This is a genomic window from Acinetobacter sp. RF14B, assembly GCF_006864105.1.
Classification (GTDB): Bacteria; Pseudomonadota; Gammaproteobacteria; order Pseudomonadales; family Moraxellaceae; genus Acinetobacter; species Acinetobacter lwoffii_C.
The window spans coordinates 1-23,902 of sequence record NZ_SMTB01000018.1 but is presented as its reverse complement, the minus strand read 5'-3'; the positions used below and the strand labels follow the sequence as shown (position 1 = coordinate 23,902).

Sequence of the window (23,902 nt, the reverse complement as noted above, 5' to 3'; positions counted from 1 at the left end):
CTATAAGATGTATTTAAAATACATTTTTAGAAATGGTTTTACAATAGCCACCACTTAAATACCCATAAAAAAATTATGGAATATGAGAATATTCTATAATGAAGAGGTTAATGATCGAAGGAATAGATTATTTTTTACGAACAGGGCGCCCGATAAACCCCGGATAATTTTCTCTCCACCCCTGCCACGTGCAGCACTTTTGGTAAAAGTTCCAACTGTATCCTGAAACAGTTTTTGATGTTGCTTGGCAGTGGGTTCAGCTGCTTTTTGCTGTAACATCTCAAACGTATTTTCACCATCCAGGCTTTGTTGGTAAATGCCTGCAATGACACTGAACAGTATTTTGCATTCTTTGGGTGCAAGTGGGTTCAATGAAGAATAGGGTACATCACCCAGCAACTTTCAACCATTTGCGATATGCCTTGTTCATTCAGATAGCTAATTCAGGCTTTGCCGGTGCCCAGTTCGCTAATGGCTTGGCTTTTAGGCTTAGGGTTTGAGCTGTGCCCATTGCCCCAGCGATTAAGCCGTAGTGGTGGGCAAATTGTAGGTGTCAAATCCTCTCTGTGTATGGGCAAGTTTTTGGCAATCACGGTTGCTGCACCCATATGATTTCCTATTTTGATTTATTCATGTTGCTGCTGAGCTAACTGTTTTAATGCATTTTCTATATCTTGAATTAAATCTGCAGGATGTTCTAGCCCAATACAGAAGCGAACCAGGAAGCCCTCTTTCAAATGTGAATGCTGAAGCATGCGCATTTCTTTTAAGTCATAAAGCATGACCAGGCTAACCGGTCCACCCCAGCTAAATCCAAGCTTGAACAGTTGCAGGGCATCGCAGAAGGTACGAATATCTTCTAAAGTGTATTCAGGTTTAAAAATCACGCTGACCAGACCGGCACTTTGTCCATCTTTGCAAATTTCTTGCCAGTATTCATGACCTGCGGCATGCGCATCGGCAGGATGCAAGACCTGAACAAATTCATTTTGCTGTTGAAGCCAAGCCAGCAGTTTTAAACAGCTTTGAGCTTGATGTTGGTAACGCACCTGCATTGACGCCAGGCTGCGTTGCACTTGTGCCACATCATCACCAGACACGCTAATACCTTGAATTGCATGTATGCGAAACAATTGATGATGCAGCTTTTGATCCCGTGTCACCACAGAGCCCATCAAGATGTCACCACCGCCGCTTGGATATTTGGTCAACGCATGCACGGTTATATCTACCGCTAAATGTTCCGTACCAAAGTCAAAGGCATTAAATGCCAGACCTGCTCCCCAGGTATTGTCGAGTGCAGTCAAGACATGATGTTTCTGCGCCTTTTGAACTAAAGCGGTCAGATCCGGAAATTCCAGCGTTACTGAACCTGCGGCTTCGAGCCAAATCAGCTTAGCTTTTTCTGTAGGCTGGAATGAACTGGCCTCTAGCGGATTATAGACCTTTACCGTAATACCATAGCGGCTTTCCAGATTACGCAGATGCTCCATGTTGGGGCCATAAATATTGTCTGCTACCCAGACTTCATCTCCCTGCGCAAGAAAACAGGAATTGACGAGGTTAATGGCCGACAGGCCGCTGGGAGCCAGCAAGCAGTATTGTCCGCCTTCAAGCTGAGCAATGTTGTCGGCTAATGTAAATGTGGTAGGTGTGCCATGGGTGCCATAACTATAATCATAGTCATCGCTCCAGTGGCGATTAAACAATACATCCGTGGTTTCAAAAATGATGGTAGATGCACGATAAAGGGGAGGCTGAACCGTAGAGATATATTGAGGAGCCTTTCGCGGTGCATGAATCAGGGCGGTTTGTGGATTTTTTTTCACGTGAATGCGCTCAAATGTAAGTCGTTATTGTCCTAGCTTAAGAGAATCTCGGGGGCGCGACTAGGGCTATGAAGATGGTTGAAAAGCTTTATCTGGTTTTAGGGTGGATGGTGTGTTGTAAAATCGGCTTTTACGGCGGGATTAAAATAGCTCAACTCAGAGTAGGCTAGATCTAATAAGCATTTATCTTATGACCCATATTAAAAAAGTGGGCGAGGCCCTTATGCACAGAGCGGAGTAATAGCGAATCCCCGTTTTGATCAGCTCGAGCGGTTTGGTAAGAGTATGCTTGTTTCTTAATCTATTTTTGAAATAACTCAATGAATTTAAGAACTTTTGAGAAAGATAAAAAGAGTTGACGCAGTGCTCGAGCCTGTATCTTCAAGTCTGGTAGAAAGTGGGAAAATGAATAAAAAATGCTTTATGGAGGAAAATAGCGACTCAATCGTGCAATTAAAAAGAAGTGACTGGGTCAATGCTGATACTTCCAGAAAAATAAATGGCCAATTCAGAAAATGCAGTTAAATAGCCGGATAAAACTGTAAAAGGCATTTGCTTATGCATTAAACAATGACTATAATGAGCGACCCTTCAATAGGAAGGGGTTAACTGCGAAGAAAGTAGTTAACTATCGTTACAGTCATGGCATCGATCATGACCTTGGTGATATTTCACTGCTCTTGACACTTACCTTGAAATAGTGGGGTGAGATGCGTCAAGAGTGATTCTTTATATATTTGGCTTGGAGTTAACTGGTATGTCTAACCAGAGAATTCGTATCCGTCTTAAGTCTTTTGATCACCGTCTAATTGATCAGTCAGCTCAAGAAATCGTAGAAACAGCAAAACGTACTGGCGCACAAGTATGTGGTCCAATTCCAATGCCTACACGCATTGAACGTTTTAACGTTTTGACATCACCACACGTTAACAAAGATGCGCGTGACCAATACGAGATCCGCACTTACAAACGTTTGATCGACATCGTTCAACCTACTGATAAAACTGTTGATGCGTTGATGAAGTTAGATCTAGCAGCTGGTGTTGATGTTCAGATCGCATTGGGTTAAGGCTTTCGGTTAATTAACACTCTAAGTTAATTAGGCCGCTTTTTTAGAGGTTTATGCACATGGCTATTGGTTTAGTCGGTCGCAAGTGCGGTATGACACGTGTCTTTACAGACGCTGGTGTTTCTGTGCCTGTTACAGTGATTGAGGTTGATCCTAACCGAATCACTCAAATCAAAACGCTTGAAACTGATGGTTATCAAGCGATTCAAATCACTACTGGTGAACGTCGCGAATCTCGCGTAACTAACGCTCAGAAAGGCCACTTTGCGAAAGCGGGTGTTGCTGCTGGTCGTCTGGTTCAAGAATTCCGCGTTTCAGAAGCTGAGCTTGAAGGTCGTGAAGTTGGCGCTACTATTGGCGTAGATCTGTTCACAGTGGGTCAAATTGTTGACGTAACTGGTCAGTCTAAAGGTAAAGGTTTCCAGGGTGGTGTTAAGCGTTGGAACTTCCGTACGCAAGATGCTTCACATGGTAACTCTGTATCTCACCGTGTTCTAGGTTCTACAGGTCAAAACCAGACCCCTGGTCGCGTGTTCAAAGGCAAAAAAATGGCTGGCCATTTAGGTGCTGAACGCGTAACTGTACAGGGTCTTGAAATTGTATCTATCGACGCAGAACGTTCAGTTCTGGTAGTTAAAGGTGCGATTCCTGGTGCTACCGGTGGCGACGTAACTGTTCGTCCTACGATCAAGGCCTGAGGGGAAATAACGTGAATTTAAATACTGTTTCCGGCTCTGCTGTTGAATTATCAGAAGTTGCGTTCGGTCGTGAATTTAATGAAGCTCTTGTACACCAAGTTGTTACAGCTTACCTAGCTGGTGGTCGTCAAGGTTCTAAAGCTCAGAAATCACGTTCGGAAGTTGCTGGCGGTGGTAAAAAACCATTCCGTCAAAAAGGTACTGGCCGCGCTCGTGCTGGTTCTATTCGTAGCCCAATCTGGGTTGGCGGTGGTAAAACTTTTGCTGCTCGTCCACAAGACTGGTCTCAAAAAGTAAACCGTAAAATGTACCGCGGTGCTATGCAATGCATCCTGGCTGAACTTGTTCGTCAAGATCGCTTGGTGCTGGTTGATGAGTTTGCAGTTGCAGCTCCAAAAACTAAAGAATTGCTTGCAAAACTTAACGACTTGAATGCTACGCGTGCATTGATCGTTACTGATGCTGTTGATGAGAACTTGTATCTGGCAGCTCGCAACATTCCATACGTTGATGTGGTTGATGCGACTGCAATCGATCCTGTTAGCTTGATCGCGTTCGATAAAGTTGTTATGTCTGTAGCTGCTGCTAAGAAAATTGAGGTAGAACTCGGATGAACAACGAACGTTTATATCAAGTCCTGCAAGGACCTGTTTTCTCAGAAAAAGCACAAGTTTTAGGTGAGACTGCTGGTGTTCAAGTATTCAAAGTTGCACTTGATGCAAATAAGCTTGAAATCAAAAAAGCAGTTGAACAACTCTTTGGTGTAGAAGTGGTTAAAGTTAACACGACTGTCACTAAAGGTAAGTCTAAACGCTTTGGTAAAACATTAGGACGTCGTTCTGATGTTAAAAAAGCATACGTCACCCTGAAAGCTGGCCAAGATGTTGAGATGGCTGACTTGGGCGATACCGCTGAAAGCACAGCGGAATAAGGACGAAAATTATGCCGATTCAAAAATGTAAGCCAACGTCTCCAGGACGTCGCTTTGTAGAGAAAGTCGTTCACGACCATCTTCACAAAGGTGCTCCGTACGCTCCATTAGTTGAAGCTAAAAAGCGTACTGGCGGCCGTAATAACAACGGTCACATTACGACTCGTCACGTTGGTGGCGGTCATAAACAACACTACCGTATCGTAGACTTTAAACGTAACAAAGACGGCATTCCTGCTGTAGTTGAGCGTATTGAATACGATCCAAACCGTACTGCGCACCTTGCGTTGCTGAAGTATGCTGACGGTGAACGTCGCTACATCATCGCACCTAAAGGTCTGCGTGCTGGTGATGCAGTTCAGTCTGGTAACGATGCTCCAATTCGTCCAGGTAACTGTTTGCCACTTCGCAACATGCCGATCGGTTCTACTCTTCACAACATCGAGCTTAAAATCGGTAAGGGCGCGCAATTAGTACGTTCTGCTGGTACGTCTGCTCAGTTGTTGGGTCGTGACGGTTCTTACGCAATTATTCGTCTTCGTTCAGGCGAAATGCGTAAAGTACACGTTGAATGCCGCGCTGTGTTAGGTGAAGTATCTAACTCAGAAAGCAACCTTCGTTCACTGGGTAAAGCTGGTGCATCACGCTGGCGTGGTGTTCGTCCTACCGTTCGTGGTATGGCGATGAACCCGGTAGATCACCCACATGGTGGTGGTGAAGGGCGTAACAAGGGTATTCAACCTGTAAGCCCATGGGGTCAAAAAGCTAAAGGGTACAAGACACGTACCAATAAGCGTACGACTAAGATGATTATTCGCGACCGTCGCGTTAAGTAACAAGTAAAGGAATCTGACAATGCCTCGTTCTCTGAAAAAAGGCCCATTCGTCGATGCGCACTTGTTCGCTAAGGTTGAAGCGGCTATCGCGGCGAATAACCGTAAGCCGATCAAAACTTGGTCGCGTCGTTCGATGATCCTCCCGGATTTTGTTGGTTTAACAATTTCTGTTCACAATGGTCGTAACCATGTTCCGGTAATCGTATCTGAGCATATGGTTGGTCACAAGCTTGGTGAATTTGCACCGACTCGTACCTACCGTGGTCACGGTGTTGACAAGAAATCTAAACGTTAATAGGTGCTATGATGGAAGTAACTGCTAAATTACGCGGTGCCGCTATCTCGGCACAAAAAGCTCGTTTGGTTGCAGATCTTATCCGCGGCAAATCTGTTGCGCACGCTCTTAACATTCTTAACTTCAGCAACAAAAAAGCTGCAGTTCTGGTTAAGAAAGCGTTGGAATCTGCAATTGCAAACGCTGAACACAATAACAGTTTAGATGTAGACGATCTTAAAGTTTCTACGATCTACGTTGATGAAGGCATGAGCCTGAAACGTATTATGCCACGTGCTAAAGGTCGTGCAGATCGTATTACTAAGCGTACTTGTCACATCACCGTTAAGGTAGGGGTTTGATATGGGTCAGAAGGTTCATCCAATCGGTATCCGCCTAGGTGTTGTGAAACGTCATAACGCTAACTGGTATGCGAATCCGAAACAATACGCTGAATACTTGCTTAAAGATTTGCAGGTTCGTGAGTTTTTAACTAAAAAACTTAAGAATGCAATGATCAGCAATATTCTTATCGAACGCCCTACAGGCGCTGCTAAAGTAACAATTAGCACTGCTCGTCCTGGTATCGTGATCGGTAAAAAAGGCGAAGACATTGAGAAATTACAACGCGAATTAACATCTATCATGGGTGTTCCTGCGCAAGTAAGCATCAACGAAATCGATCGTCCAGACTTAGACGCGCGTCTGGTTGCTGAAGCAATCGCTTCTCAATTAGAAAAACGTGTAATGTTCCGTCGTGCTATGAAGCGTGCGGTTCAAAACACGATGCGTGCTGGTGCTAAAGGTATCAAAGTAGAAGTTTCAGGCCGTTTAGGTGGTGCTGAGATTGCTCGTACTGAATGGTATCGTGAAGGTCGTGTACCTCTACATACGCTTCGTGCTGATATCGACTACGCTACTATGCGCGCTGAGACTACTTACGGTACGATTGGTGTTAAAGTTTGGATCTTCCGTGGTGAGATCTTGGGCGGCATGAAACAAGTCATGAACCCGGCTCCAGCTGAAGAGCGTCAAGCTAAACGCGGTCGCGGTCGTGGTGAAGGTCAAGAGCGTCGTGGTCGTCGCAATGATCGTTCTGCTGAAAAAGGAGAATAATCCATGTTGCAACCTAAACGTACTAAATTCCGTAAGGTGCAAAAAGGCCGTAACACTGGTCTAGCGCACCGCGGTAGCTCAGTATCTTTTGGTACTATTGCGCTTAAATCAGTTGAACGTGGTCAAATGACTGCGCGTCAAATTGAAGCAGCACGTCGTACAATCAGCCGTCGTATTAAACGTGGTGGTAAGATCTTTATCCGTGTTTTCCCGGACAAGCCGATTACTTCTAAACCACTTGAAGTGCGTATGGGTAAAGGTAAAGGTTCTGTGGAATACTGGGTTTGTCAAATCAAACCAGGTAAAGTCTTGTACGAAATTGATGGTGTGAACGAAGAGTTGGCAACAGAAGCATTCAAGCTTGCTGCAGCTAAACTTCCGTTTAAAACCACTATCGTGACTCGGACGGTAATGTAATGAAAACTAAAGATCTACGTGAAAAGTCGGTAGAAGAGTTGACAGCTTTGCTTGATGAGCAACAGCTTAACCAATTCCGTCTTCGTATGGCGAAAGCAACTGGTCAATTGGGTAAATCGCACGAAGTTGCATTGACTCGCAAGACTGTTGCTCGTATCAAGACCCTACTTACCGAAAAACAGGGGAACGGACAATGAGTGAAAATACAGTCCGCACGTTAACCGGCAAGGTTGTGAGCGACAAGATGGACAAGTCTATCGTTGTACTGATCGAACGCCGCGTTCAACACCCGTTGTATGGCAAATTAATCCGCCGTTCAACAAAATTACATGCTCATGATGAGAACAATACTGCCAAGCTTGGTGATGTTGTAACCATTAAAGAAAGCCGCCCAATGTCTAAAACTAAGTCTTGGACTTTAGTTGAAGTTGTTGAAGCAGCTGCTGAGTAATTAACGTTCTTGTTGCATCATCGGTTAATTTCGAGTACTCTTTGAGCCTTTCGAAATTGTGACCGGTGATGCTCGGTTTTGGAGTAGGGCAATGATTCAGACCGAAACTATGCTCGACGTAGCAGACAACAGTGGTGCTCGCCGCGTACAATGTATTAAAGTACTTGGTGGTTCACATCGTCGTTATGCTTCTGTTGGCGACATTATTAAAGTTACTGTAAAAGAAGCAATTCCACGCGCACGTGTTAAAAAAGGTGACGTGATGAATGCAGTGGTTGTTCGTACTAAATTCGGCATCCGTCGTCCAGACGGTTCAGTGATTCGTTTTGACGATAACGCTGCTGTTATTTTGAACAACAACAAAGCGCCGATTGCAACTCGTATTTTCGGACCAGTGACTCGTGAACTTCGTACTGAACAGTTCATGAAAATTATTTCATTGGCTCCTGAAGTTCTATAAGAGGCGATCATGGCGAAGATTAAAAAAGGCGATCAAGTAATTGTGATCGCAGGTAAAGAGAAAGGCAAACAGGGGACTGTTCTGTCTGTTTCTAATGACCGTGTTAAGGTTGAAGGCCTTAACTTGGTTAAGAAGCATCAAAAGCCGAACCGTGTTACTGGCGCTGAAGGCGGCATCGTAACTCAGGAAGCTTCGCTTCATATTTCAAATGTGGCAATTTTTAATGCTACAACCCAAAAGGCTGACCGTGTTGGTTACCAAGTGATTGATGGCGTGAAAACTCGCGTTTATAAATCAAATGGTGAATCAGTGGCGGTAGCGAAGTAATAGGTTGAAATAGGCAATGGCCAGACTTAAAACACGTTACAACGACGAACTTAAAGCTCAGTTACAAGAAACATTGGGTCTTAAGAATGTGATGGAGATTCCTCGCATCACTAAAATCACGATCAACATGGGTGTTGGTGCAGCAGCTGCTGACAAAAAACTCCTTGATGGTGCTCTTTCTGATATGCAAGCTATCTCTGGTCAAAAACCAGTACTTACGTTAGCTCGTAAATCAATTGCTGGTTTTAAAATCCGTGATGGTTGGCCGATCGGTTGTAAAGTTACTTTACGCGGCGAACGTATGTACGAATTCTTAGACCGTCTAATCTCGATTGCGATCCCTCGTATCCGTGACTTCCGTGGTTTCTCTGCGAAATCATTTGATGGTCGTGGTAACTACTCAATGGGTCTTAAGGAACAGATCATGTTTCCTGAAGTCGATTTTGACAAGATTGACCGTATTCGTGGTATGGATATTACCATTACTACGACTGCTCGCACCGATGACGAAGGCCGTGCGCTTATGCGTGCATTCGGCTTCCCGTTCAAATAAGAGGTCGATATGGCTAAGAAAAGTATGATTAATCGCGAGTTGAAACGCGAAGCTACTGTTGCTAAATACGCTGCAAAACGTGCTGAATTAAAAGCTGTAATTGCAAACGTAAATGCATCAGATGAAGAACGTTTCGATGCGATGATGAAGTTACAAGCATTACCACGTAATGCGTCTCCAGTACGTCTACGTAACCGTTGTGGTTTAACTGGTCGTCCTCATGGTTACTTCCGTAAGTTCGGCTTAAGCCGTAACAAGTTACGTGACACAGTAATGCAAGGTGATGTACCGGGCGTTGTTAAGGCAAGCTGGTAAGGAGCACTATAAATGAGTATGCAAGATACCGTTGCCGACATGCTAACACGTGTTCGTAACGCACAAATGGCAAAGAAACAAACAGTTTCTATGCCTAATTCTAAGTTGAAAGTTGCGATTGCTAACGTACTTCAACAAGAAGGTTATATTTCAAATGTAGAAGTTGCGGATGTTGAAGGCAAAGCAACTCTTACTTTGACTTTAAAATATTTTGAAGGCAAACCAGTTATCGAAACTGTGAAACGCGTAAGCCGTCCTGGTCTACGTCAGTATCGCGGTAAAGATGCGCTTCCAAGCGTTAAGCAAGGTTTAGGTATTGCAATTGTTTCTACAAGCAAAGGCATCATGACTGATCGCGCTGCACGTGCTGCAGGCGTTGGTGGTGAAGTTATTGCTTTTGTTTCTTAATAGGTGATTCCTCATGTCTCGTGTGGCTAAAGCCCCAGTAACTGTCCCTAACGGTGTAACAGTTACTCAGAACGGCCGGCAGGTCGAAGTGAAAGGCAGCAAAGGTACATTGTCTTTCAACCTGCATGCGCTGGTCGAGCTTAAACAGGAAGAAGGTCAACTTCAAATTGCTCCTAAAGCTGAGTCGAAAGACGCTTGGATGCAAGCTGGTACTGCTCGCGCTGTGCTTAACAACCTTGTAAAAGGTGTGAGCGAAGGTTTCGAACGTAAGTTACAACTTATCGGTGTTGGTTATAAAGCTGCGGTTAAAGGTAACATTGTTAACCTTAACCTTGGTTTCTCACACCCGATCGACTATACACTTCCTGAAGGTGTAACTGCTGAAACTCCAACTGCAACTGAAATTGTTCTGAAATCTGCTGATAAAGCAGCTTTAGGCCAAGTTGCTGCAGATATCCGTGGTTACCGTCCACCAGAGCCATATAAAGGTAAAGGTGTTCGTTATTCTGACGAAGTTGTACTTCGTAAAGAAGCTAAGAAGAAATAAGGCGCGAGGTTCTTATGAACGAAAAGAAACAATCCCGTTTGCGTCGTGCGAAAAGCACACGCTTGCACATCCGTGCATTGGGTGCGACTCGTTTGTGTGTAAACCGCACTCCGCGTCACATCTATGCTCAAGTTATCTCGGCAGATGGTGGCAAAGTATTAGCGCAAGCTTCTACTTTAGATGCTACTTTACGTGCGGGTACAACTGGTAACGTTGAAGCAGCTCAGAAAGTAGGTGCTTTAATCGCAGAGCGCGCTAAAGCAGCTGGTGTTACTAAAGTTGCATTTGACCGTTCTGGTTTCAAATATCATGGTCGTATCAAAGCCTTGGCTGATGCTGCCCGTGAAAACGGCTTGGAGTTCTAATCATGGCTAAAGTTGAACAAAACGAAGGTCTTGTTGAAAAGCTGGTTGCCGTTGATCGTGTAGCCAAAGTTGTTAAGGGTGGTCGTATCTTCTCTTTCACCGCATTGACTGTAGTGGGTGATGGAAATGGTCGCGTAGGTTTTGGTCGTGGTAAGGCACGTGAAGTTCCAGCTGCTATCTCTAAAGCACTTGAAGCTGCACGTCGTAACATGATTACCGTTGATCTTGTTGATGGTACGTTACAACACCCGATTCATGCTCGTCATGGCGCTAGTCGTGTATTCATGCAGCCTGCCTCTGAAGGTACTGGTGTAATTGCTGGTGGCGCTATGCGTGCAGTTTTAGAAGCTGTTGGTGTACGCGACGTATTAACTAAATGCCGTGGTTCTACTAACGCTGCTAACGTAGTAAACGCAACTTTCAATGGTTTGCGTGATATGACTACTCCTGAGAAGGTTGCTGCGAAACGTGGTCTGTCAGTAGAACAAATTCAAGGGTAATCAATCATGAAAACGATTAAAGTTACCCAGACTAAATCTGCATCGCATCGCTTGAAAAATCACAAGCTGAGCCTGAAAGGTTTAGGTCTGCGTCGTATTGGTCATACTGTAGAAGTGTTAGATACACCTTCTAACCGTGGTATGATCAACCAAGTCTACTATATGGTTAGTGTAGAGGAATAAGCCATGACTCTGCGTTTAAATGAACTTGCACCTGCAGAAGGTGCGAAGCGTGAAGCTCGTCGCATAGGCCGTGGTATCGGTTCTGGCGTTGGCAAGACTGGTGGTCGTGGTATCAAAGGTCAAAACTCACGTAAGAGCGGCGGCGTCCGTCCAGGTTTCGAAGGTGGTCAAACTGCACTTTATCGTCGTTTACCTAAATTCGGTTTCACTAGCCAATTGGCTTTGAAAACTGCTGAAGTACGTTTATCTGAGCTGACTAAAGTTGAAGGTGACATCGTGTCTCTTGAAACTTTAAAAGCTGCGAACGTTGTACGTAAAGACATGACTCGTGCTCGTATCGTACTTTCTGGTGAAATTACTCGCGCATTCACTTTACAAGGTGTTGCTGTGACTAAAGGCGCTAAAGCTGCTGTTGAAGCTGCTGGCGGTAAAGTCGAGGAGTAATCCCCAGTGTCTATGACTCCTAGTTCTTCAGGTCATGTCAACATGATGAAAGGCCAACCATTTCATGTGAAATATCGTGAAATTATTCGTCGAATGATGTTTCTCATTGGTGCGTTGTTGGTATTTCGACTAGGAGCGCATATTCCAGTACCAGGCATTAATAATGCTGCACTTGAAAATCTGTTTAATGCAAACCAGGGCACGATCCTTGGTTTGTTTAACATGTTTTCGGGTGGTGCATTAGAGCGGATGTCTATTCTTGCACTCGGAATCATGCCTTACATTTCTGCATCTATTATCGTGCAGTTAATGTCCTCGGTGGTTCCTCAGCTCGAAGCTTTGAAAAAAGAAGGTGAGCAGGGCAAACGTAAGATTAATCAATATACACGACAGGGCACACTGTTCCTTGCACTGGTGCAAGCGATCGGTATGTGTGCAGGCCTGATCAGCCAGGGAATTACCCTGACTTCTGGTCTGGCTTTTTATGTTCCTGCAGTAACTTCTCTGGTCGCGGGAACCATGTTCCTGATGTGGCTGGGTGAACAGATTACTGAGCGTGGGGTGGGAAATGGTATTTCCATGATCATCTTCGCAGGTATTGTTGCAGGATTGCCGAACCTGGTTATGCAGTCTCTGACTTCTGTAGATAATGGTCAGACAAGTCTGATTGGCCTTGCCATATTTGGATTGTTATCTATTGCCGTGCTTGCAGCAATTGTATTTATCGAGAAGGCGCAACGTCGTATTCCGGTGAACTATGCCCAAAAGCAGCAGGGTCGTCGTGTATTTACTGCACAGCAAACTCATTTGCCATTAAAAATTAATATGGCAGGTGTGATTCCGGCAATTTTTGCCAGTTCATTGCTTCTGTTCCCAGCGAGCTTGGGGCAGTGGGTCGGTAGTTCGGATCCGAGTGCAGGAATTATCAAGCGTGGTCTGCAAGATCTGGCATTGGTTTTATCGCCTGGTCAGCCGTTGTATTTGGTGCTCTTTGGTGCGTTAATTATCTTTTTCTGTTACTTCTATACAGCACTGGTATTTAGTCCTAAAGAAGTATCAGAGAACTTGAAGCGCAGCGGAGCTTATGTGCCTGGTATACGTCCAGGTGAGCAAACTGCTCGTTACTTAGATCATATTCTCAGTCGTTTGACCTTTATTGGCGCGATTTACATCACTGTCATCTGTTTAATGCCGATGATCCTGCAAAGCTCTTTTGGGATTCCATTTAGCTTGGGTGGAACGTCGTTGCTGATCGTGGTAGTGGTGGTGATGGACTTTATGGCTCAGCTGCAAGCACATCTCACCTCGCACCAGTACGATAATCAAACGTTAATGAGAAAAACGACTGCTCATCCTAAGGGATAAGCGCACTTAGAGGTTTCATCATGAAAGTACAAGCTTCTGTAAAGAAAATTTGTGGTAGCTGTAAAGTTATCCGTCGTAATGGGGTTATCCGCGTAATTTGTAGCGCAGAACCTCGTCATAAGCAGCGTCAAGGTTAATCTGATCAAGACCTGTTGATTTCAGTAGGCGAATTGGGTTATTATCCGCCCCTCAAGATTTTTGTGGGGCGGTTGATTATCTTAACTGCCTTTTTGGAGAAAATTGAATGGCTCGTATTGCCGGTGTAAACATTCCGGATAACAAGCATGCTGTTATCTCTCTAACGTATATCTTTGGTATTGGTCGCCACACTGCTAAGACTATCTTAGCTGCTGCAGGTATACCAACTACTACTAAGATCCGTGAGTTAGATGACACTCAGCTTGATGCGATTCGTGCAGAAGTTGCCAAGGTTCCGACCGAAGGTGATTTACGTCGCGAAATTTCCATGAACATTAAACGTTTAATGGATTTAGGCTGCTACCGTGGTCTTCGTCATCGTCGCAGCTTGCCTGTCCGTGGACAAAACACCAAAAATAACGCACGTACCCGTAAAGGTCCGCGCAAACCGATTAAGAAATAAGATTTCTGGAAGCTAAAAGATGGCTAAAGATACTCGCGCACGCAAGAAGGTCACCCGTACCGTCTCTGAAGGTGTTGCACACATTCACGCTTCTTTTAATAACACCATTGTGACTATTACCGATCGTCAAGGTAATGCACTGGCTTGGGCCACCTCAGGTGGACAAGGCTTCCGTGGATCACGTAAATCAACTCCGTTCGCTGCTCAGGTAGCTGCTGAAGTTGCTGGTAAAGCTGCTTTAGATTACGGTTTGAAAAATTTGGACGTCCTTGTAAAAGGTCCAGGTCCAGGTCGTGAGTCTGCGGTTCGTGCATTAGGTGCAGTGGGTTATAAAATTAACAGCATTACCGATGTGACTCCAATTCCTCACAACGGTTGCCGTCCACCTAAAAAACGTCGCGTGTAAGGAGAAACATTCATGGCTCGTTATATTGGTCCAAAATGCAAACTCTCTCGTCGCGAAGGGACAGACCTGCAACTAAAATCTGGCGTTAAACCATTTGACGTTAAGACTAAAAAACATGCTAAAGCTCCTGGCCAACATGGTCAAAGCCGTGCAAAACAATCTGAGTACTCACTACAATTACGTGAAAAACAAAAAGTACGTCGCATGTACGGTGTTTTAGAGCGTCAATTTAGTAATTACTATAAAGAAGCTGCTCGTGTTAAAGGTGCAACTGGTGAAAACCTGTTGAAATTGCTTGAAAGCCGCCTGGATAACGTGGTTTATCGCATGGGTTTTGGTTCTACACGTGCAGAAGCTCGTCAGCTGGTATCACACCGCTCAATCACTTTAAATGGTCGTCGCGTAAACATCGCGTCTATCCAGGTTAAAGCGGGTGATGTAATTGCAGTTCACGAAGGCGCTAAACAACAATTACGTATTAAAAACGCAATTGAATTGGCTGCTCAACGTGGTATTCCTTCTTGGATGGAAGTAGATCATTCTAAACTAGAAGGTACGTTCAAAACTGCTCCAGATCGTTCTGATTTACCTGCTGAAATCAACGAAAGCTTGATTGTAGAATTGTATTCTAAATAATCCTTGAGGTAGCAATATGACGCGTACTGCAAATGAGTTTCTAACTCCGCAAGCGATCAAGGTCGAAGCGGCAAGCGGGACCTCGGCAAAAGTTATTCTAGAACCGTTAGAGCGTGGCTTTGGTCATACTCTTGGTAATGCTTTACGTCGCATCCTTCTTTCTTCTTTACCTGGCGCAGCTGTGGTGGAAGTAGAAATTGAGGGTGTTGAGCACGAGTACAGTACTTTGGAAGGCTTGCAGCAGGACATCGTCGAGCTCTTGCTGAACCTAAAAGGATTGTCTATTAAGCTGTTCGATCAAAATGAAGCTTATTTAACATTAGAGAAACAAGGTCCAGGCGACGTTACTGCGGCTGACCTTCGTTTACCTCATAATGTTGAAGTGGTTAACCCTGAACACTTGATTGGTACATTAAGTGCTACAGGCTCATTAAAAATGCGCCTGAAAGTGGCCCAAGGCCGTGGCTATGAAACGTCTGACTCACGCTTCCCGGAAGGCGAAACTCGCCCAGTGGGTCGTTTACAGTTAGATGCTTCTTATAGTCCGATCAAACGTGTGTCTTATACAGTGGAAAACGCTCGTGTAGAACAACGTACTGACCTTGACAAACTGATCATTGATCTTGAAACCAACGGTACAGTTGATCCTGAAGAAGCAATCCGTAAAGCGGCGACGATTTTGCAACAACAAATTGCAATCTTTGTTGACCTTCAGAAAGATCAAGCGCCTGTGGCTCAAGAACCTCGTGAAGAAGTTGACCCAATCTTGCTTCGTCCAGTAGATGATCTAGAGCTAACTGTTCGTTCTGCTAACTGTTTGAAAGCAGAAAACATTTACTACATTGGTGATCTTGTACAGCGTACTGAAGTTGAGTTGCTTAAAACTCCTAACTTGGGTAAAAAATCGCTTACTGAGATCAAAGATGTTCTGGCTTCTAAAGGCTTACAACTCGGCATGCGTTTAGAGAACTGGCCACCAGCCAGCCTCCGTATGGACGATCGTTTCGCCTATCGTAGCCGTTAATTAAGTAGGACTATTCACCATGCGTCATCGTAATAGTGGTGTGAAATTAGGCCGTACAAGCAGTCATCGTAAAGCGATGTTCCAAAACATGGCTAACTCTTTGTTTGAACACGAGTTGATCAAAACAACTGTGCCTAAAGCGAAAGAATTACGTCGTGTTGCTGAGCCTTTAATCACTTTAGCTAAAGTCGATACAGTAGCAAACCGTCGTTTGGCATTTGCTCGTACTCGTTCAGCTGCAACTGTGGGTAAATTATTTACCGTTCTTGGCCCTCGTTACAAAGAACGTAACGGCGGCTATCTACGTGTTCTTAAAGCGGGCTTCCGTGCAGGTGATGCTGCACCGATGGCTTACGTTGAGCTAGTAGATCGCGAAGTTGAATAATTTCGTGTAGAGTAGCGTACGTTATTCAAAAAAGGTCGGTTGTATAAACTGGCCTTTTTTAATGCCTGAAATTTCTAATTTTGGTTGTTTGGACTCTGTGAAGGATTGTCCTGAAAAGATAAGAATTAAATTGCTTTTAACCAAACTTGACATTGTGTATTGTCAATTTTGTGATTTAATAAAAATAGATACTCTCATAGGTAAAAAAATAATATGGAAAAGCAGGTTGATATTCTGATTGTAGGGGCAGGCATTTCTGGGATTGGTCTGGCTGCCCATTTGTCCAAGCATTGTCCGCAGCGTTCATTTGAAATTATAGAACGACGTGAAAGTATTGGTGGGACCTGGGACTTATTTAAATATCCGGGTATCCGTTCAGATTCGGATATGTCGACTTTTGGTTTTAATTTTAAACCCTGGCAAAAAACCAGCGTATTGGCAGATGGACCCTCTATTAAAGGCTATTTGAATGAAGTGGTGAAAGAATTTCAATTAGAACCAAAAATTCATTACCAGCATCGTGTCATCAGTGCCAATTATGATTCAGCCAGCCATAAATGGTCAGTTAAAATCGAAGATGCAGAAGGAAAAACACAGACTTGGATTGCAAATTTTGTTTTAGGTTGTACTGGTTATTATAATTATGATCAAGGCTTCCAGCCGGATTTTCCGAATCAGCAGGCCTTTAAAGGACAGTTTATTCATCCTCAGCACTGGCCGGAAAACCTCGACTATCGCGGTAAAAAAGTGGTGATTATTGGAAGTGGGGCAACTGCGATTACGCTTGTTCCAGCGATGGTAAAAGGTGGAGCAGGGCATGTAACCATGTTACAACGCTCACCTACTTATATCGCTTCGGTACCGTCTATCGATGTGGTCTATGCCAAAATGCGTAAGTATCTGCCTGAAGAGATGGCTTATAAGCTGACCCGTGCCCGAAATATCGGTATGCAGCGTGGAATTTATGCACTGGCACAGAAACAGCCAAAACTATTGAAAAAACTGCTGCTGAATTCTGTGAAATTCCAGCTCAAAGGCAAAGTGGACATGAAACACTTTACCCCCAACTATGAGCCATGGGATCAGCGTTTGTGTGTAGTTCCTGATGGGGATCTATTTAAAATTCTACGTGAAGGTCATGCATCAGTTGAAACCGATCATATTGAAAAATTGACCGAAACGGGTATTTTGCTGAAATCCGGCAAGCATTTGGAGGCAGATATCATTGTTTCAGCCACCGGTTTAAATATTCAAATCTTAGGCGGTATTCAGGCCACTTTGGATGGCAAGCCTCTCAATACCTCTCAGCACATGTTATATCGCGGTATTATGGTCAGTGATGTGCCGAATATGGCCTTAATTATTGGTTATATCAATGCTTCCTGGACCTTAAAGGTAGATATTGCGGCAGAATATATTTGCCGTTTGCTGAACCATATGGATCATAAGGGGTATGATGAGGTGGTCGCTCAAGGGGATGTTAGCGAATTAATGGACGATACAGTCATGGGCAGCTTGAGTTCAGGCTATATCGCACGCGCGGCGGATGTCATGCCAAAACAGGGGAAACATGCCCCTTGGCATGTCAGTAATAATTATCTGGCCGATCGCAAGGATCTGAAGCAGGCTTCTTTTAAAGATGGTGTGCTGAAATTTAAAACCAAAGTAACTGCTGTTCAGAGCAAGCCACGACTGGTATCCTGAAAATCTCTGTAAAATAAAAAGGAGTACTTGAGGTACTCCTTTTTAGATTATGAAACATTAAAACGAACGGGCAATCAGCTCTTTCATGATCTCATTGGTGCCTGCATAGATGCGATTGGCCCGGTTATCGAGATAAGCTCTAGCAATTGGATATTCCAGCATATAACCATAACCACCATGCAATTGCAGGCATTCATCTACGACCTTACTGTACATTTCTGAGATTTTGTATTTGGCTGCCGCTGCTGCGTCAACTGCTAACTCATTTTTCAGCTGTAACTCCATACAGCGATCCAGATAAGCACGGCATACTTCGATTTCAGTACGCAGCTCTGCCAGTTTAAAGCGGGTATTCTGAAAGGCTGCCACGGGTTTGCCAAAAGCCTGGCGTTCCTTGGTGTATTGCAGTGTATGTGCAAAAGCCGCTTCAGCACCAGCCTGACAGATAATCGCCACAATCAGGCGTTCCCAAGCCAGCTCTTTCATCAGCATAATGAAGCCCATACCTTCCATGCCCAGCAGATTTTCTTTAGGCACACGGACATCGTCGAAGAACAGTTCACAGGTATCCTGGCCTTTCATCCCGATTTTATTTAAAGGTTGGCCTTTGCTAAATCCTGCACGCTCTGCTTCTACCAGAATAAGGGATAAATTGGCGGAGCCTTTGTCGCTATTGCCCGTTTTGCACACTACAATTGCCAGATCACACAGATAGCCATTGGTAATGAAGATTTTGGAGCCATTGATAATATAGTCATCTCCATCCTGAACAGCAGTGGTGCGTACTGCTTGCAAGTCGGAGCCGGTACCGGGTTCGGTCATGGCAATGGCTGTAATGGTTTCTCCCGTTGCCATTTTCGGTAACCATTGTTGTTTCTGGGTGGTATTGCCAAAATTTAAAATATAGTTGGCAACGATATCGGAATGTAGGGAAAAACCGGTGGCTGAATCACCGGCATAGGCCTGTTCTTCAATTAGGATCATGCTATAGAGACGATCTACACCGGAACCTCCATATTCTTCCGGCATGGTCGAGCAGAGCAGGCCTAATGCACCTGCCTTGAGCCAAAGCTCACGGTCAACATGCTGTTGCTGCTCATATTTTTCTGTATAAGGAATGACTTCCTGTGTATAGAATTTGCGTACCGTCTCACGAAAAGCCTCATGTTCAGCAGTGAATAATTGGCGTGGTAACATGCCAGCAAGCGGTCGGATCGCAGTGGATTGCATTTTATTTTTCCTGATTTTGTGTATTTTTCTCTAAATTAGGACAAGCCGGTATAGGCAGCAATGAGCAAAAGACTCAAATCCCCGATATATCCTGATGCTTTTGGTCATTTATATGAAATTCCTCGAAATTCAGTGATTGCATCAGGTAAACTATTCGGGTTTGAAACCGGTTGGGGGAACTCGATGACTGATGAAATAAGCTTAGAAGAACGCAAAGTGATTTATCGTGCACGTCGTGGCTTAAAAGAGCTGGATGTGTATTTTGATCCCTACGTAAAAAACTACTATCTCAGCGCTGAACCTTTTGAAAAAGAAATGTTTGCTGAGCTGGTTGCTCAGGAAGATCCGGATCTGCTGGACTGGTTTATGGAAGTGTCGGAACCGCCACGCCCTGAATTGAAAGCCTTTATCCTGAAACTTAAATTCTACGTTCATGGATAATCGTTGTTTCAGGCTGAAACGCAGTAAATGTGCCCTGACGTTTCAGCTATTTATTTTTGCTGTATTGATGTTCCTGCTTTACCAGTTATTACCTCTGTTTCTATGGGGTGTATGTGGTATTGTAGGTGTCTTCATTTATCAGCTGTTTTACCGTAAAACTCCGCAGGTTGAACAGTTGGAATACCTGGATGGGCGAGAATGGTCACTCAGCACGGTAAAAAAGACCTATCGTGTGACGATTAGTCATGTGATTGATCATCAGGCCTATATCGTGGTGTATTTCCAGCATGCCAAGGCGCGCCCTTTGCTGATCTGGTGTGATCAATTGCCGCTAAAACAGTGGAAATCTTTAAAAGTTCTTACAAAAATGCTGTAATTGTTAGACAACTAGCGCAGCTTTATTTTCTATAAACCTATTTAAAACAAATATATATTTCTAAACACTCTCTTTTTGTTAGACAGGATTCGTTGTTTATTGAGGGAAAGAGTGAATTGTCTGACAATTTTCCTGCTGGTTTTTTGATAAGCAGGTACATTGAAGTCACCAACGCAAGCAGAGGAGATCATGATGGAATTTCCAGTGTGGATGTTTCTGATCGCAGCAATTGTTTTAGCCTTGGTCATTGGAAGACTTGGAACAATATTGAAGGAAAAATTTTCACCTAAACCCTAATAAAGCCTATTTAAGTGCTTTCCCAGTTAATAAGTGGCATGTGCTGAACCGTCGCAATGCTACTTTTTTTTGCCCAAAATTTGGGTATTTTTCTATTCGAGTCAATTGCACTGGACTAAATTCATGGCAAAGTGATTGTTTTAGATTAGAGTAAATACTCTTTTATTCCTAAAAAGCTTCTGCTATGTTTAGCAGCATATGGACATCATCACAATTATAGAGGACAGGAAAATGTCGAGCGTCCGAAAAATATGCCAAGGTATGGCGACCATTGCAATAACAACAACAGTTTTAACAGGATGTTCTCAAGTCACCAAGACCGGTGCCAATGTTGCACTCGGTTTTACTGAAAAGCATGTTGTCCCGCCAATTCTGGCGATGGATGATGCTGAAATGGTGTGTAATTCCGGTAATGCTTTAACACCAGCCATTATGTCCACCAAGGAAATGGGAGCAGATCCTACTCGTGTGGCAGTCTTGATGTATTCTGCAGCCGGTATCTGTGCCGAGAAGAAGGCACTCGAAGCAGAATTACGCTATTTGCGAGCTTCCAGAGCTAATCAGGTCACCGAAGCACAAGATGCCCGCGTTGAACAAAAGCGTTGGGCCGCTCTGGCAGCGCAGCGTCAGTACACAGGCTATCAGTTATTCCAGACCCGTTATGAGAAAAAGTACAATAAAGGACTGGGCGAAGAATGCGCACGCATGAACAGTGATATTGAGCAGACCGTGTATTTGCTTGGCATGTTAAGCGGTTTGCAAGCCATGACCAATGATATTAATTCCGGTAATGCGGTCAATGTACCCAAAGATATTGCTGCTGTGGTCGAACGTGGCATGACCTGCCTAGACAATGCCAAATTCTGGGGTGTACCGAATGCAACCCGGGCCGTCATCTGGACCTTATTGCCAGGCGCGGGAGAGGGCAAGCCAGAGCCTTACCAAACCCTTAAACAATCTACACAAATCGGTGAGCAAAAAGGTGTACGTTTATCACATGCTCTGTATGCAGTAGCAGCTCAGGCCAGCGGGGACGAGGCTAAAGTACGGGATGCCCTAAAAACTTTTGCCCAAGCCCGCAGTGATGAGAAACCGGTTAATCCTCAGTTCAAACTCATCGACAGTATGGCAGCCATGATGACCGAAGGTATTGCAGACCGTTACTGGACTGAACATACGGGTGTACGCAGTGCAGATGATGGTATGCAGAACTTTTGGGATGAAACAGCCAACTCTTCAGAACTGGATGAGCTGTTTAATGCTGACATGTAATTAATAGAATAGGCATGAGCGGCTGTATAGCTCATGTTAGTGGCTCACAGGGAGGACAAGAAGCCGATGCACGATCAAGATCTGCGACGAAAAATTATTTTTCTGGCGGCTTTTGTCTCTCTTGCTGCATGTTTGCAAATTTTTATGGAGCACTTTATTTACTGGCGGGAAAGTTTGCTCGGTGAGTTCTGGCGGCTCTGGACGGCACATTGGGTGCATGTCAGCTGGGTACATTATTTGTTGAATATTCTGGCCTTTATCTGCTTGCCTTTTATATTTCCCCGCGTCACTATCTGGCATTTTACAGCGATTTTGCTGATTTTACCGCCGTTGATCAGCCTGAGCTTTTACTTCTTTTTACCAAATATTGAAGCGTATGCCGGTCTATCTGGGGTATTGCATGGGGCGTATGTGGCAGTGGCCTGTCTTCATCTGCTCTACCGGCGTGAACGAAGCTTTGCCACGCTGGTTCTGGTTTTAATTTTAGGCAAGCTGATCTGGGAAAATACTATAGGTAATATTGGCACTGCACAATTAATTGGTAGTCCGGTACTGGTAGAAGCGCATTTGTTGGGTGTCATCTGGGGAGTAGTAATCGCCTTGCTGTATATACTAGGCAGCTATTTTCGCGAAAGTTAAATAGTTGGCATAAAAAACGAAAAAGAAAATACAAATTGTCATTCTTATTTTGACAATATTCATGCAGAGTCGAAAAAGATAATAAAGAAACTTAGCTCCGAACAGGACGTGTCGGAGCATACAGGAAGATTGGCGTCCTGAACCAAAGGGTCGCTAAAACAAAAAAAATAGGAATGTACATGCAAAACGATAATCAAAACAGATCAGGTCTGGGTCTGTTGCGTTATATCTGGACCGAATGGATCTCGACCTTTGTGGTGCTCATCTTGCTTTTGCTTACCCTGATTATTGGGACAGGTGAAATGATTCACGGTCAGCTATTACGTATGGGTGAACGCCTGTATGGTGATCCGGCAACCGGGATGCAATATTCATTTTTACGGGCAGAGCCTACTGCACCCCAATGTGAGCGCAATATTAATGTCGATCAGCGCGTTCAGGAGCAAATGAAAACGGATGCTGCGGATGAGTATGCCGATTTCTTTGGCGTTCGTTCTGAAGCGGATGTCCGTGCTGCCGTTATGCAGGCCCAGCAGGTTTGTGAGGAGTCCTATGGATTCTATGACAAGGCCATTGCACATATGCAGGCTTATCCTAGTATTCGGGCCTATCGTACTTTTGAAACCACGTTCTTTGGACTGTTTAAGTTCGGAACTGAAAACCGGGCGTTATTGCTGGTGATCATGGTGGTATTTGCTGCGATTAGCGCAACTTTAAAAACCCACCACATTGGTCTGCGTAGCCCCGCCACTAAAATTGATTTCCGGGTATATACCCTGGCCATGCTGATTGCCAATGCGTTCCTGGCCTTTTCATCTTATAGCCAATATCAATCCGTACTGAATTCTGGTGTCCCGATGGGGGAGATGAAGTATATCTACTGGTTATGGATGATTTTATTCGGAACTTTGACCCTCGTCAGTTTGTTTCAGGTCATCCGGCTTCCTCAGCCTATACGTGAAGGGGGTAGTCTGGGACTGGCATTTTTAAGTGTTCCTCTGTATGCCTATATGGCGATTACAACCGGGATCAACTTTACCTTCTTTATGGATTATCCAATGGGACAGGGGATTTACCTCGGTCAATTGGTTGAGTTCTCCAGTATTTTCCTGAATCTGGCCCTGTTTATCTGGGCAGGGATGCTGTTAAAACAGACCCGTGTGGTCGACATGTTTTTGAATATTCTGCGTCCATGGAATCTGGCACCAGAAACCCTGACCTGGCTGATACTGCTTGCAGCAGCCTTGCCGACAGCCTATACCGGTGCTTCAGGAATTTTCGTGATTGCAGCAGGTGCCATTATTTATAAGGAAGTCTGGAATGCCGGAGGGCGTCGTCAGTTTGCCTTGGCAGCTACGGCGATGTCTGGCTCGTTGGGTGTGGTTTTGCGTCCATGTCTGCTGATTGTTGTGGTGGCCTCCTTAAATAAAGAAGTCACGACCGATCTGCTGTATCACTATGGTCTGTATGTTTTCCTGCTGACTTCAACTTTATTTTTAGTCATTTCACTGTTCTTTGCCGAGCATAAGTTTAGGATTGCTGCACCAAGCATAGCTGCACCACAATCAGCTCGTGCCTTTGTTGCGATCATTCCTTATGTGATGATCTTTGTGCTGATCTGGTTGTTCTATAAATATGCCTTGTCGACCAACCTGAATGAGTTTACTGCACCTGTGATGATGCCAGTGATCTTGCTGATGATCGTGCTGTTTGACAAGCTGCGTCATGAGCCTGCGCCGTTACCAGCAGTTGGACATTGGGATGAAACGCTGACCGCGAGCCTAGGTTCAGGTTCTACGCCGG

Annotated in this window: 37 protein-coding genes and 1 pseudogene; 34 read left to right on the top strand and 4 right to left on the bottom strand. The window is 44.5% G+C overall.

The features are described 5' to 3' along the window. Positions 1-93 precede the first annotated feature (93 nt). From E2K52_RS15365 to E2K52_RS04645, 3 genes are read right to left on the bottom strand one after another with little or no spacing between them, the layout of a single operon-like run. Positions 94-399, bottom strand: coding sequence for a helicase HerA-like domain-containing protein (locus E2K52_RS15365; protein WP_227548211.1), 306 nt, complete (start codon positions 397-399; stop codon positions 94-96). Positions 400-443: 44 nt separating this feature from the next. Beyond that, positions 444-608: a hypothetical protein gene (locus E2K52_RS15360; RefSeq protein ID WP_227548210.1), complete on the bottom strand. Its 165-nt coding sequence runs from the start codon at positions 606-608 to the stop codon at positions 444-446. Positions 609-626: 18 nt separating this feature from the next. Further along, the gene (locus tag E2K52_RS04645) at positions 627-1,829 is read right to left on the bottom strand and encodes a PLP-dependent transferase (protein WP_151203992.1); all 1,203 of its coding nucleotides are present in this window, start codon (positions 1,827-1,829) and stop codon (positions 627-629) included. 757 nt (positions 1,830-2,586) lie between these two features. Here E2K52_RS04645 and rpsJ point away from each other — a divergent pair. The 29 genes and pseudogenes from rpsJ (at position 2,587) to E2K52_RS04500 (ending at position 17,844) form a co-directional block, all read left to right on the top strand. Then, the gene (rpsJ, locus tag E2K52_RS04640) at positions 2,587-2,898 is read left to right on the top strand and encodes a 30S ribosomal protein S10 (protein ID WP_000070912.1); all 312 of its coding nucleotides are present in this window, start codon (positions 2,587-2,589) and stop codon (positions 2,896-2,898) included. A 59-nt stretch (positions 2,899-2,957) separates the two neighbouring features. Further along, complete coding sequence (rplC, locus tag E2K52_RS04635) at positions 2,958-3,596, top strand: 50S ribosomal protein L3 (RefSeq protein ID WP_151203991.1); 639 nt, start codon at positions 2,958-2,960, stop codon at positions 3,594-3,596. An 11-nt stretch (positions 3,597-3,607) separates the two neighbouring features. Continuing rightward, positions 3,608-4,210: a 50S ribosomal protein L4 gene (rplD, locus tag E2K52_RS04630; protein WP_151203990.1), complete on the top strand. Its 603-nt coding sequence runs from the start codon at positions 3,608-3,610 to the stop codon at positions 4,208-4,210. Next, on the top strand, positions 4,207-4,527 hold the full coding sequence (gene rplW / locus E2K52_RS04625; protein ID WP_151203989.1) for a 50S ribosomal protein L23: 321 nt from the start codon (positions 4,207-4,209) through the stop codon (positions 4,525-4,527). Before rplD ends, rplW begins: the two co-directional genes overlap by 4 nt. A gap of 11 nt (positions 4,528-4,538) precedes the next feature. Continuing rightward, the gene (gene rplB, locus E2K52_RS04620) at positions 4,539-5,363 is read left to right on the top strand and encodes a 50S ribosomal protein L2 (RefSeq protein ID WP_151203988.1); all 825 of its coding nucleotides are present in this window, start codon (positions 4,539-4,541) and stop codon (positions 5,361-5,363) included. 19 nt (positions 5,364-5,382) lie between these two features. Beyond that, entirely contained in the window at positions 5,383-5,658 is a 276-nt protein-coding gene (gene rpsS / locus E2K52_RS04615; RefSeq protein ID WP_004281508.1) for a 30S ribosomal protein S19, read from the top strand. Between the two features lie 11 nt (positions 5,659-5,669). Next, positions 5,670-5,999, top strand: coding sequence for a 50S ribosomal protein L22 (gene rplV, locus E2K52_RS04610; protein ID WP_001982638.1), 330 nt, complete (start codon positions 5,670-5,672; stop codon positions 5,997-5,999). A 1-nt stretch (position 6,000) separates the two neighbouring features. Next, positions 6,001-6,817 (top strand): annotated as a pseudogene (gene rpsC / locus E2K52_RS04605) (30S ribosomal protein S3). Then, positions 6,757-7,170, top strand: coding sequence for a 50S ribosomal protein L16 (gene rplP / locus E2K52_RS04600; RefSeq protein WP_151203986.1), 414 nt, complete (start codon positions 6,757-6,759; stop codon positions 7,168-7,170). The pseudogene rpsC and the gene rplP overlap by 61 nt, the downstream one beginning before the upstream one ends. Next, entirely contained in the window at positions 7,170-7,367 is a 198-nt protein-coding gene (gene rpmC / locus E2K52_RS04595) for a 50S ribosomal protein L29 (protein ID WP_151203985.1), read from the top strand. The genes rplP and rpmC overlap by 1 nt, the downstream gene beginning before the upstream one ends. Beyond that, the gene (rpsQ, locus tag E2K52_RS04590) at positions 7,364-7,621 is read left to right on the top strand and encodes a 30S ribosomal protein S17 (RefSeq protein ID WP_151203984.1); all 258 of its coding nucleotides are present in this window, start codon (positions 7,364-7,366) and stop codon (positions 7,619-7,621) included. The genes rpmC and rpsQ overlap by 4 nt, the downstream gene beginning before the upstream one ends. A gap of 91 nt (positions 7,622-7,712) precedes the next feature. After that, complete coding sequence (gene rplN / locus E2K52_RS04585; protein WP_001982634.1) at positions 7,713-8,081, top strand: 50S ribosomal protein L14; 369 nt, start codon at positions 7,713-7,715, stop codon at positions 8,079-8,081. A gap of 9 nt (positions 8,082-8,090) precedes the next feature. Then, positions 8,091-8,408 carry a 50S ribosomal protein L24 gene (gene rplX / locus E2K52_RS04580; RefSeq protein WP_151203983.1) on the top strand — a complete coding sequence of 106 codons (318 nt, stop codon included), beginning with the start codon at positions 8,091-8,093 and terminating at the stop codon, positions 8,406-8,408. Positions 8,409-8,424: 16 nt separating this feature from the next. Next, a complete protein-coding gene (gene rplE, locus E2K52_RS04575) occupies positions 8,425-8,961 on the top strand; it encodes a 50S ribosomal protein L5 (protein ID WP_151203982.1) in 537 nt (178 codons plus the stop codon). Positions 8,962-8,970: 9 nt separating this feature from the next. Next, positions 8,971-9,276 carry a 30S ribosomal protein S14 gene (gene rpsN, locus E2K52_RS04570; protein WP_151203981.1) on the top strand — a complete coding sequence of 102 codons (306 nt, stop codon included), beginning with the start codon at positions 8,971-8,973 and terminating at the stop codon, positions 9,274-9,276. A gap of 12 nt (positions 9,277-9,288) precedes the next feature. After that, a complete protein-coding gene (gene rpsH / locus E2K52_RS04565) occupies positions 9,289-9,684 on the top strand; it encodes a 30S ribosomal protein S8 (RefSeq protein ID WP_151203980.1) in 396 nt (131 codons plus the stop codon). 13 nt (positions 9,685-9,697) lie between these two features. Next, on the top strand, positions 9,698-10,231 hold the full coding sequence (rplF, locus tag E2K52_RS04560) for a 50S ribosomal protein L6 (protein ID WP_151203979.1): 534 nt from the start codon (positions 9,698-9,700) through the stop codon (positions 10,229-10,231). A gap of 14 nt (positions 10,232-10,245) precedes the next feature. Further along, on the top strand, positions 10,246-10,596 hold the full coding sequence (rplR, locus tag E2K52_RS04555; protein WP_004281497.1) for a 50S ribosomal protein L18: 351 nt from the start codon (positions 10,246-10,248) through the stop codon (positions 10,594-10,596). A 2-nt stretch (positions 10,597-10,598) separates the two neighbouring features. After that, a complete protein-coding gene (rpsE, locus tag E2K52_RS04550; protein WP_151203978.1) occupies positions 10,599-11,096 on the top strand; it encodes a 30S ribosomal protein S5 in 498 nt (165 codons plus the stop codon). A 6-nt stretch (positions 11,097-11,102) separates the two neighbouring features. Then, positions 11,103-11,279, top strand: a complete 177-nt coding sequence (rpmD, locus tag E2K52_RS04545) for a 50S ribosomal protein L30 (protein WP_004809788.1) — start codon at positions 11,103-11,105, stop codon at positions 11,277-11,279. 3 nt (positions 11,280-11,282) lie between these two features. After that, a complete protein-coding gene (gene rplO, locus E2K52_RS04540) occupies positions 11,283-11,723 on the top strand; it encodes a 50S ribosomal protein L15 (protein WP_151203977.1) in 441 nt (146 codons plus the stop codon). Positions 11,724-11,768: 45 nt separating this feature from the next. Beyond that, positions 11,769-13,088, top strand: coding sequence for a preprotein translocase subunit SecY (gene secY / locus E2K52_RS04535; protein ID WP_171478806.1), 1,320 nt, complete (start codon positions 11,769-11,771; stop codon positions 13,086-13,088). 20 nt (positions 13,089-13,108) lie between these two features. Further along, complete coding sequence (gene rpmJ / locus E2K52_RS04530; RefSeq protein ID WP_000867907.1) at positions 13,109-13,225, top strand: 50S ribosomal protein L36; 117 nt, start codon at positions 13,109-13,111, stop codon at positions 13,223-13,225. A gap of 107 nt (positions 13,226-13,332) precedes the next feature. Continuing rightward, positions 13,333-13,689, top strand: coding sequence for a 30S ribosomal protein S13 (gene rpsM, locus E2K52_RS04525; RefSeq protein ID WP_151203976.1), 357 nt, complete (start codon positions 13,333-13,335; stop codon positions 13,687-13,689). Between the two features lie 19 nt (positions 13,690-13,708). After that, positions 13,709-14,095, top strand: coding sequence for a 30S ribosomal protein S11 (gene rpsK, locus E2K52_RS04520; protein WP_004281491.1), 387 nt, complete (start codon positions 13,709-13,711; stop codon positions 14,093-14,095). Between the two features lie 12 nt (positions 14,096-14,107). Further along, a complete protein-coding gene (rpsD, locus tag E2K52_RS04515) occupies positions 14,108-14,731 on the top strand; it encodes a 30S ribosomal protein S4 (RefSeq protein WP_151203975.1) in 624 nt (207 codons plus the stop codon). A gap of 16 nt (positions 14,732-14,747) precedes the next feature. Then, positions 14,748-15,755, top strand: a complete 1,008-nt coding sequence (locus E2K52_RS04510) for a DNA-directed RNA polymerase subunit alpha (protein ID WP_151203974.1) — start codon at positions 14,748-14,750, stop codon at positions 15,753-15,755. Between the two features lie 19 nt (positions 15,756-15,774). Beyond that, complete coding sequence (gene rplQ / locus E2K52_RS04505) at positions 15,775-16,140, top strand: 50S ribosomal protein L17 (RefSeq protein WP_151203973.1); 366 nt, start codon at positions 15,775-15,777, stop codon at positions 16,138-16,140. A 213-nt stretch (positions 16,141-16,353) separates the two neighbouring features. After that, positions 16,354-17,844 (top strand): flavin-containing monooxygenase, encoded by a 1,491-nt coding sequence (locus E2K52_RS04500; protein ID WP_151203972.1) that lies wholly within the window; start codon positions 16,354-16,356, stop codon positions 17,842-17,844. A 57-nt stretch (positions 17,845-17,901) separates the two neighbouring features. On the opposite strand, the gene E2K52_RS04495 is transcribed toward E2K52_RS04500, so the two are convergent. Further along, positions 17,902-19,074: an acyl-CoA dehydrogenase family protein gene (locus tag E2K52_RS04495; protein ID WP_151203971.1), complete on the bottom strand. Its 1,173-nt coding sequence runs from the start codon at positions 19,072-19,074 to the stop codon at positions 17,902-17,904. Positions 19,075-19,257: 183 nt separating this feature from the next. Between E2K52_RS04495 and E2K52_RS04490 the strand changes: the two genes are divergently transcribed. The 5 genes from E2K52_RS04490 to E2K52_RS04470 form a co-directional block, all read left to right on the top strand. After that, positions 19,258-19,515 carry a succinate dehydrogenase assembly factor 2 gene (locus E2K52_RS04490; RefSeq protein ID WP_151204001.1) on the top strand — a complete coding sequence of 86 codons (258 nt, stop codon included), beginning with the start codon at positions 19,258-19,260 and terminating at the stop codon, positions 19,513-19,515. Further along, complete coding sequence (locus E2K52_RS04485) at positions 19,508-19,891, top strand: hypothetical protein (RefSeq protein ID WP_151203970.1); 384 nt, start codon at positions 19,508-19,510, stop codon at positions 19,889-19,891. Before E2K52_RS04490 ends, E2K52_RS04485 begins: the two co-directional genes overlap by 8 nt. Positions 19,892-20,419: 528 nt before the next feature. Continuing rightward, on the top strand, positions 20,420-21,460 hold the full coding sequence (locus tag E2K52_RS04480; protein WP_151203969.1) for a hypothetical protein: 1,041 nt from the start codon (positions 20,420-20,422) through the stop codon (positions 21,458-21,460). A gap of 66 nt (positions 21,461-21,526) precedes the next feature. Continuing rightward, positions 21,527-22,099 (top strand): rhombosortase, encoded by a 573-nt coding sequence (gene rrtA, locus E2K52_RS04475; RefSeq protein WP_151203968.1) that lies wholly within the window; start codon positions 21,527-21,529, stop codon positions 22,097-22,099. 179 nt (positions 22,100-22,278) lie between these two features. Beyond that, a partial coding sequence (locus tag E2K52_RS04470; RefSeq protein ID WP_151203967.1) for a hypothetical protein occupies positions 22,279-23,902 on the top strand: 1,624 nt, incomplete at its 3' end.

Bases quoted from the DNA above. Each gene is read 5' to 3' on its own strand.
- rpsH (WP_151203980.1), top strand. From the start codon at position 9,289: ATGAGTATGCAAGATACCGTTGCCGACATGCTAACACGTGTTCGTAAC.
- secY (WP_171478806.1), top strand. From the start codon at position 11,769: ATGAAAGGCCAACCATTTCATGTGAAATATCGTGAAATTATTCGTCGA.
- rrtA (WP_151203968.1), top strand. From the start codon at position 21,527: ATGCACGATCAAGATCTGCGACGAAAAATTATTTTTCTGGCGGCTTTT.
- rplX (WP_151203983.1), top strand. From the start codon at position 8,091: ATGGCGAAGATTAAAAAAGGCGATCAAGTAATTGTGATCGCAGGTAAA.
- rplV (WP_001982638.1), top strand. From the start codon at position 5,670: ATGGAAGTAACTGCTAAATTACGCGGTGCCGCTATCTCGGCACAAAAA.
- rplN (WP_001982634.1), top strand. From the start codon at position 7,713: ATGATTCAGACCGAAACTATGCTCGACGTAGCAGACAACAGTGGTGCT.
- rplF (WP_151203979.1), top strand. From the start codon at position 9,698: ATGTCTCGTGTGGCTAAAGCCCCAGTAACTGTCCCTAACGGTGTAACA.
- rplW (WP_151203989.1), top strand. From the start codon at position 4,207: ATGAACAACGAACGTTTATATCAAGTCCTGCAAGGACCTGTTTTCTCA.
- rpsE (WP_151203978.1), top strand. From the start codon at position 10,599: ATGGCTAAAGTTGAACAAAACGAAGGTCTTGTTGAAAAGCTGGTTGCC.
- rpsJ (WP_000070912.1), top strand. From the start codon at position 2,587: ATGTCTAACCAGAGAATTCGTATCCGTCTTAAGTCTTTTGATCACCGT.
- E2K52_RS04495 (WP_151203971.1), bottom strand. From the start codon at position 19,074: ATGCAATCCACTGCGATCCGACCGCTTGCTGGCATGTTACCACGCCAA.
- rpmD (WP_004809788.1), top strand. From the start codon at position 11,103: ATGAAAACGATTAAAGTTACCCAGACTAAATCTGCATCGCATCGCTTG.
- E2K52_RS04500 (WP_151203972.1), top strand. From the start codon at position 16,354: ATGGAAAAGCAGGTTGATATTCTGATTGTAGGGGCAGGCATTTCTGGG.
- rpmJ (WP_000867907.1), top strand. From the start codon at position 13,109: ATGAAAGTACAAGCTTCTGTAAAGAAAATTTGTGGTAGCTGTAAAGTT.
- E2K52_RS04490 (WP_151204001.1), top strand. From the start codon at position 19,258: ATGACTGATGAAATAAGCTTAGAAGAACGCAAAGTGATTTATCGTGCA.
- rpmC (WP_151203985.1), top strand. From the start codon at position 7,170: ATGAAAACTAAAGATCTACGTGAAAAGTCGGTAGAAGAGTTGACAGCT.
- rpsD (WP_151203975.1), top strand. From the start codon at position 14,108: ATGGCTCGTTATATTGGTCCAAAATGCAAACTCTCTCGTCGCGAAGGG.
- rplE (WP_151203982.1), top strand. From the start codon at position 8,425: ATGGCCAGACTTAAAACACGTTACAACGACGAACTTAAAGCTCAGTTA.
- rplQ (WP_151203973.1), top strand. From the start codon at position 15,775: ATGCGTCATCGTAATAGTGGTGTGAAATTAGGCCGTACAAGCAGTCAT.
- rpsK (WP_004281491.1), top strand. From the start codon at position 13,709: ATGGCTAAAGATACTCGCGCACGCAAGAAGGTCACCCGTACCGTCTCT.
- rplC (WP_151203991.1), top strand. From the start codon at position 2,958: ATGGCTATTGGTTTAGTCGGTCGCAAGTGCGGTATGACACGTGTCTTT.
- rplR (WP_004281497.1), top strand. From the start codon at position 10,246: ATGAACGAAAAGAAACAATCCCGTTTGCGTCGTGCGAAAAGCACACGC.
- rplO (WP_151203977.1), top strand. From the start codon at position 11,283: ATGACTCTGCGTTTAAATGAACTTGCACCTGCAGAAGGTGCGAAGCGT.
- rpsN (WP_151203981.1), top strand. From the start codon at position 8,971: ATGGCTAAGAAAAGTATGATTAATCGCGAGTTGAAACGCGAAGCTACT.
- rpsS (WP_004281508.1), top strand. From the start codon at position 5,383: ATGCCTCGTTCTCTGAAAAAAGGCCCATTCGTCGATGCGCACTTGTTC.
- E2K52_RS04510 (WP_151203974.1), top strand. From the start codon at position 14,748: ATGACGCGTACTGCAAATGAGTTTCTAACTCCGCAAGCGATCAAGGTC.
- E2K52_RS15360 (WP_227548210.1), bottom strand. From the start codon at position 608: ATGGGTGCAGCAACCGTGATTGCCAAAAACTTGCCCATACACAGAGAG.
- E2K52_RS04485 (WP_151203970.1), top strand. From the start codon at position 19,508: ATGGATAATCGTTGTTTCAGGCTGAAACGCAGTAAATGTGCCCTGACG.
- rpsQ (WP_151203984.1), top strand. From the start codon at position 7,364: ATGAGTGAAAATACAGTCCGCACGTTAACCGGCAAGGTTGTGAGCGAC.
- rplP (WP_151203986.1), top strand. From the start codon at position 6,757: ATGTTGCAACCTAAACGTACTAAATTCCGTAAGGTGCAAAAAGGCCGT.
- E2K52_RS04480 (WP_151203969.1), top strand. From the start codon at position 20,420: ATGTCGAGCGTCCGAAAAATATGCCAAGGTATGGCGACCATTGCAATA.
- rpsM (WP_151203976.1), top strand. From the start codon at position 13,333: ATGGCTCGTATTGCCGGTGTAAACATTCCGGATAACAAGCATGCTGTT.
- rplB (WP_151203988.1), top strand. From the start codon at position 4,539: ATGCCGATTCAAAAATGTAAGCCAACGTCTCCAGGACGTCGCTTTGTA.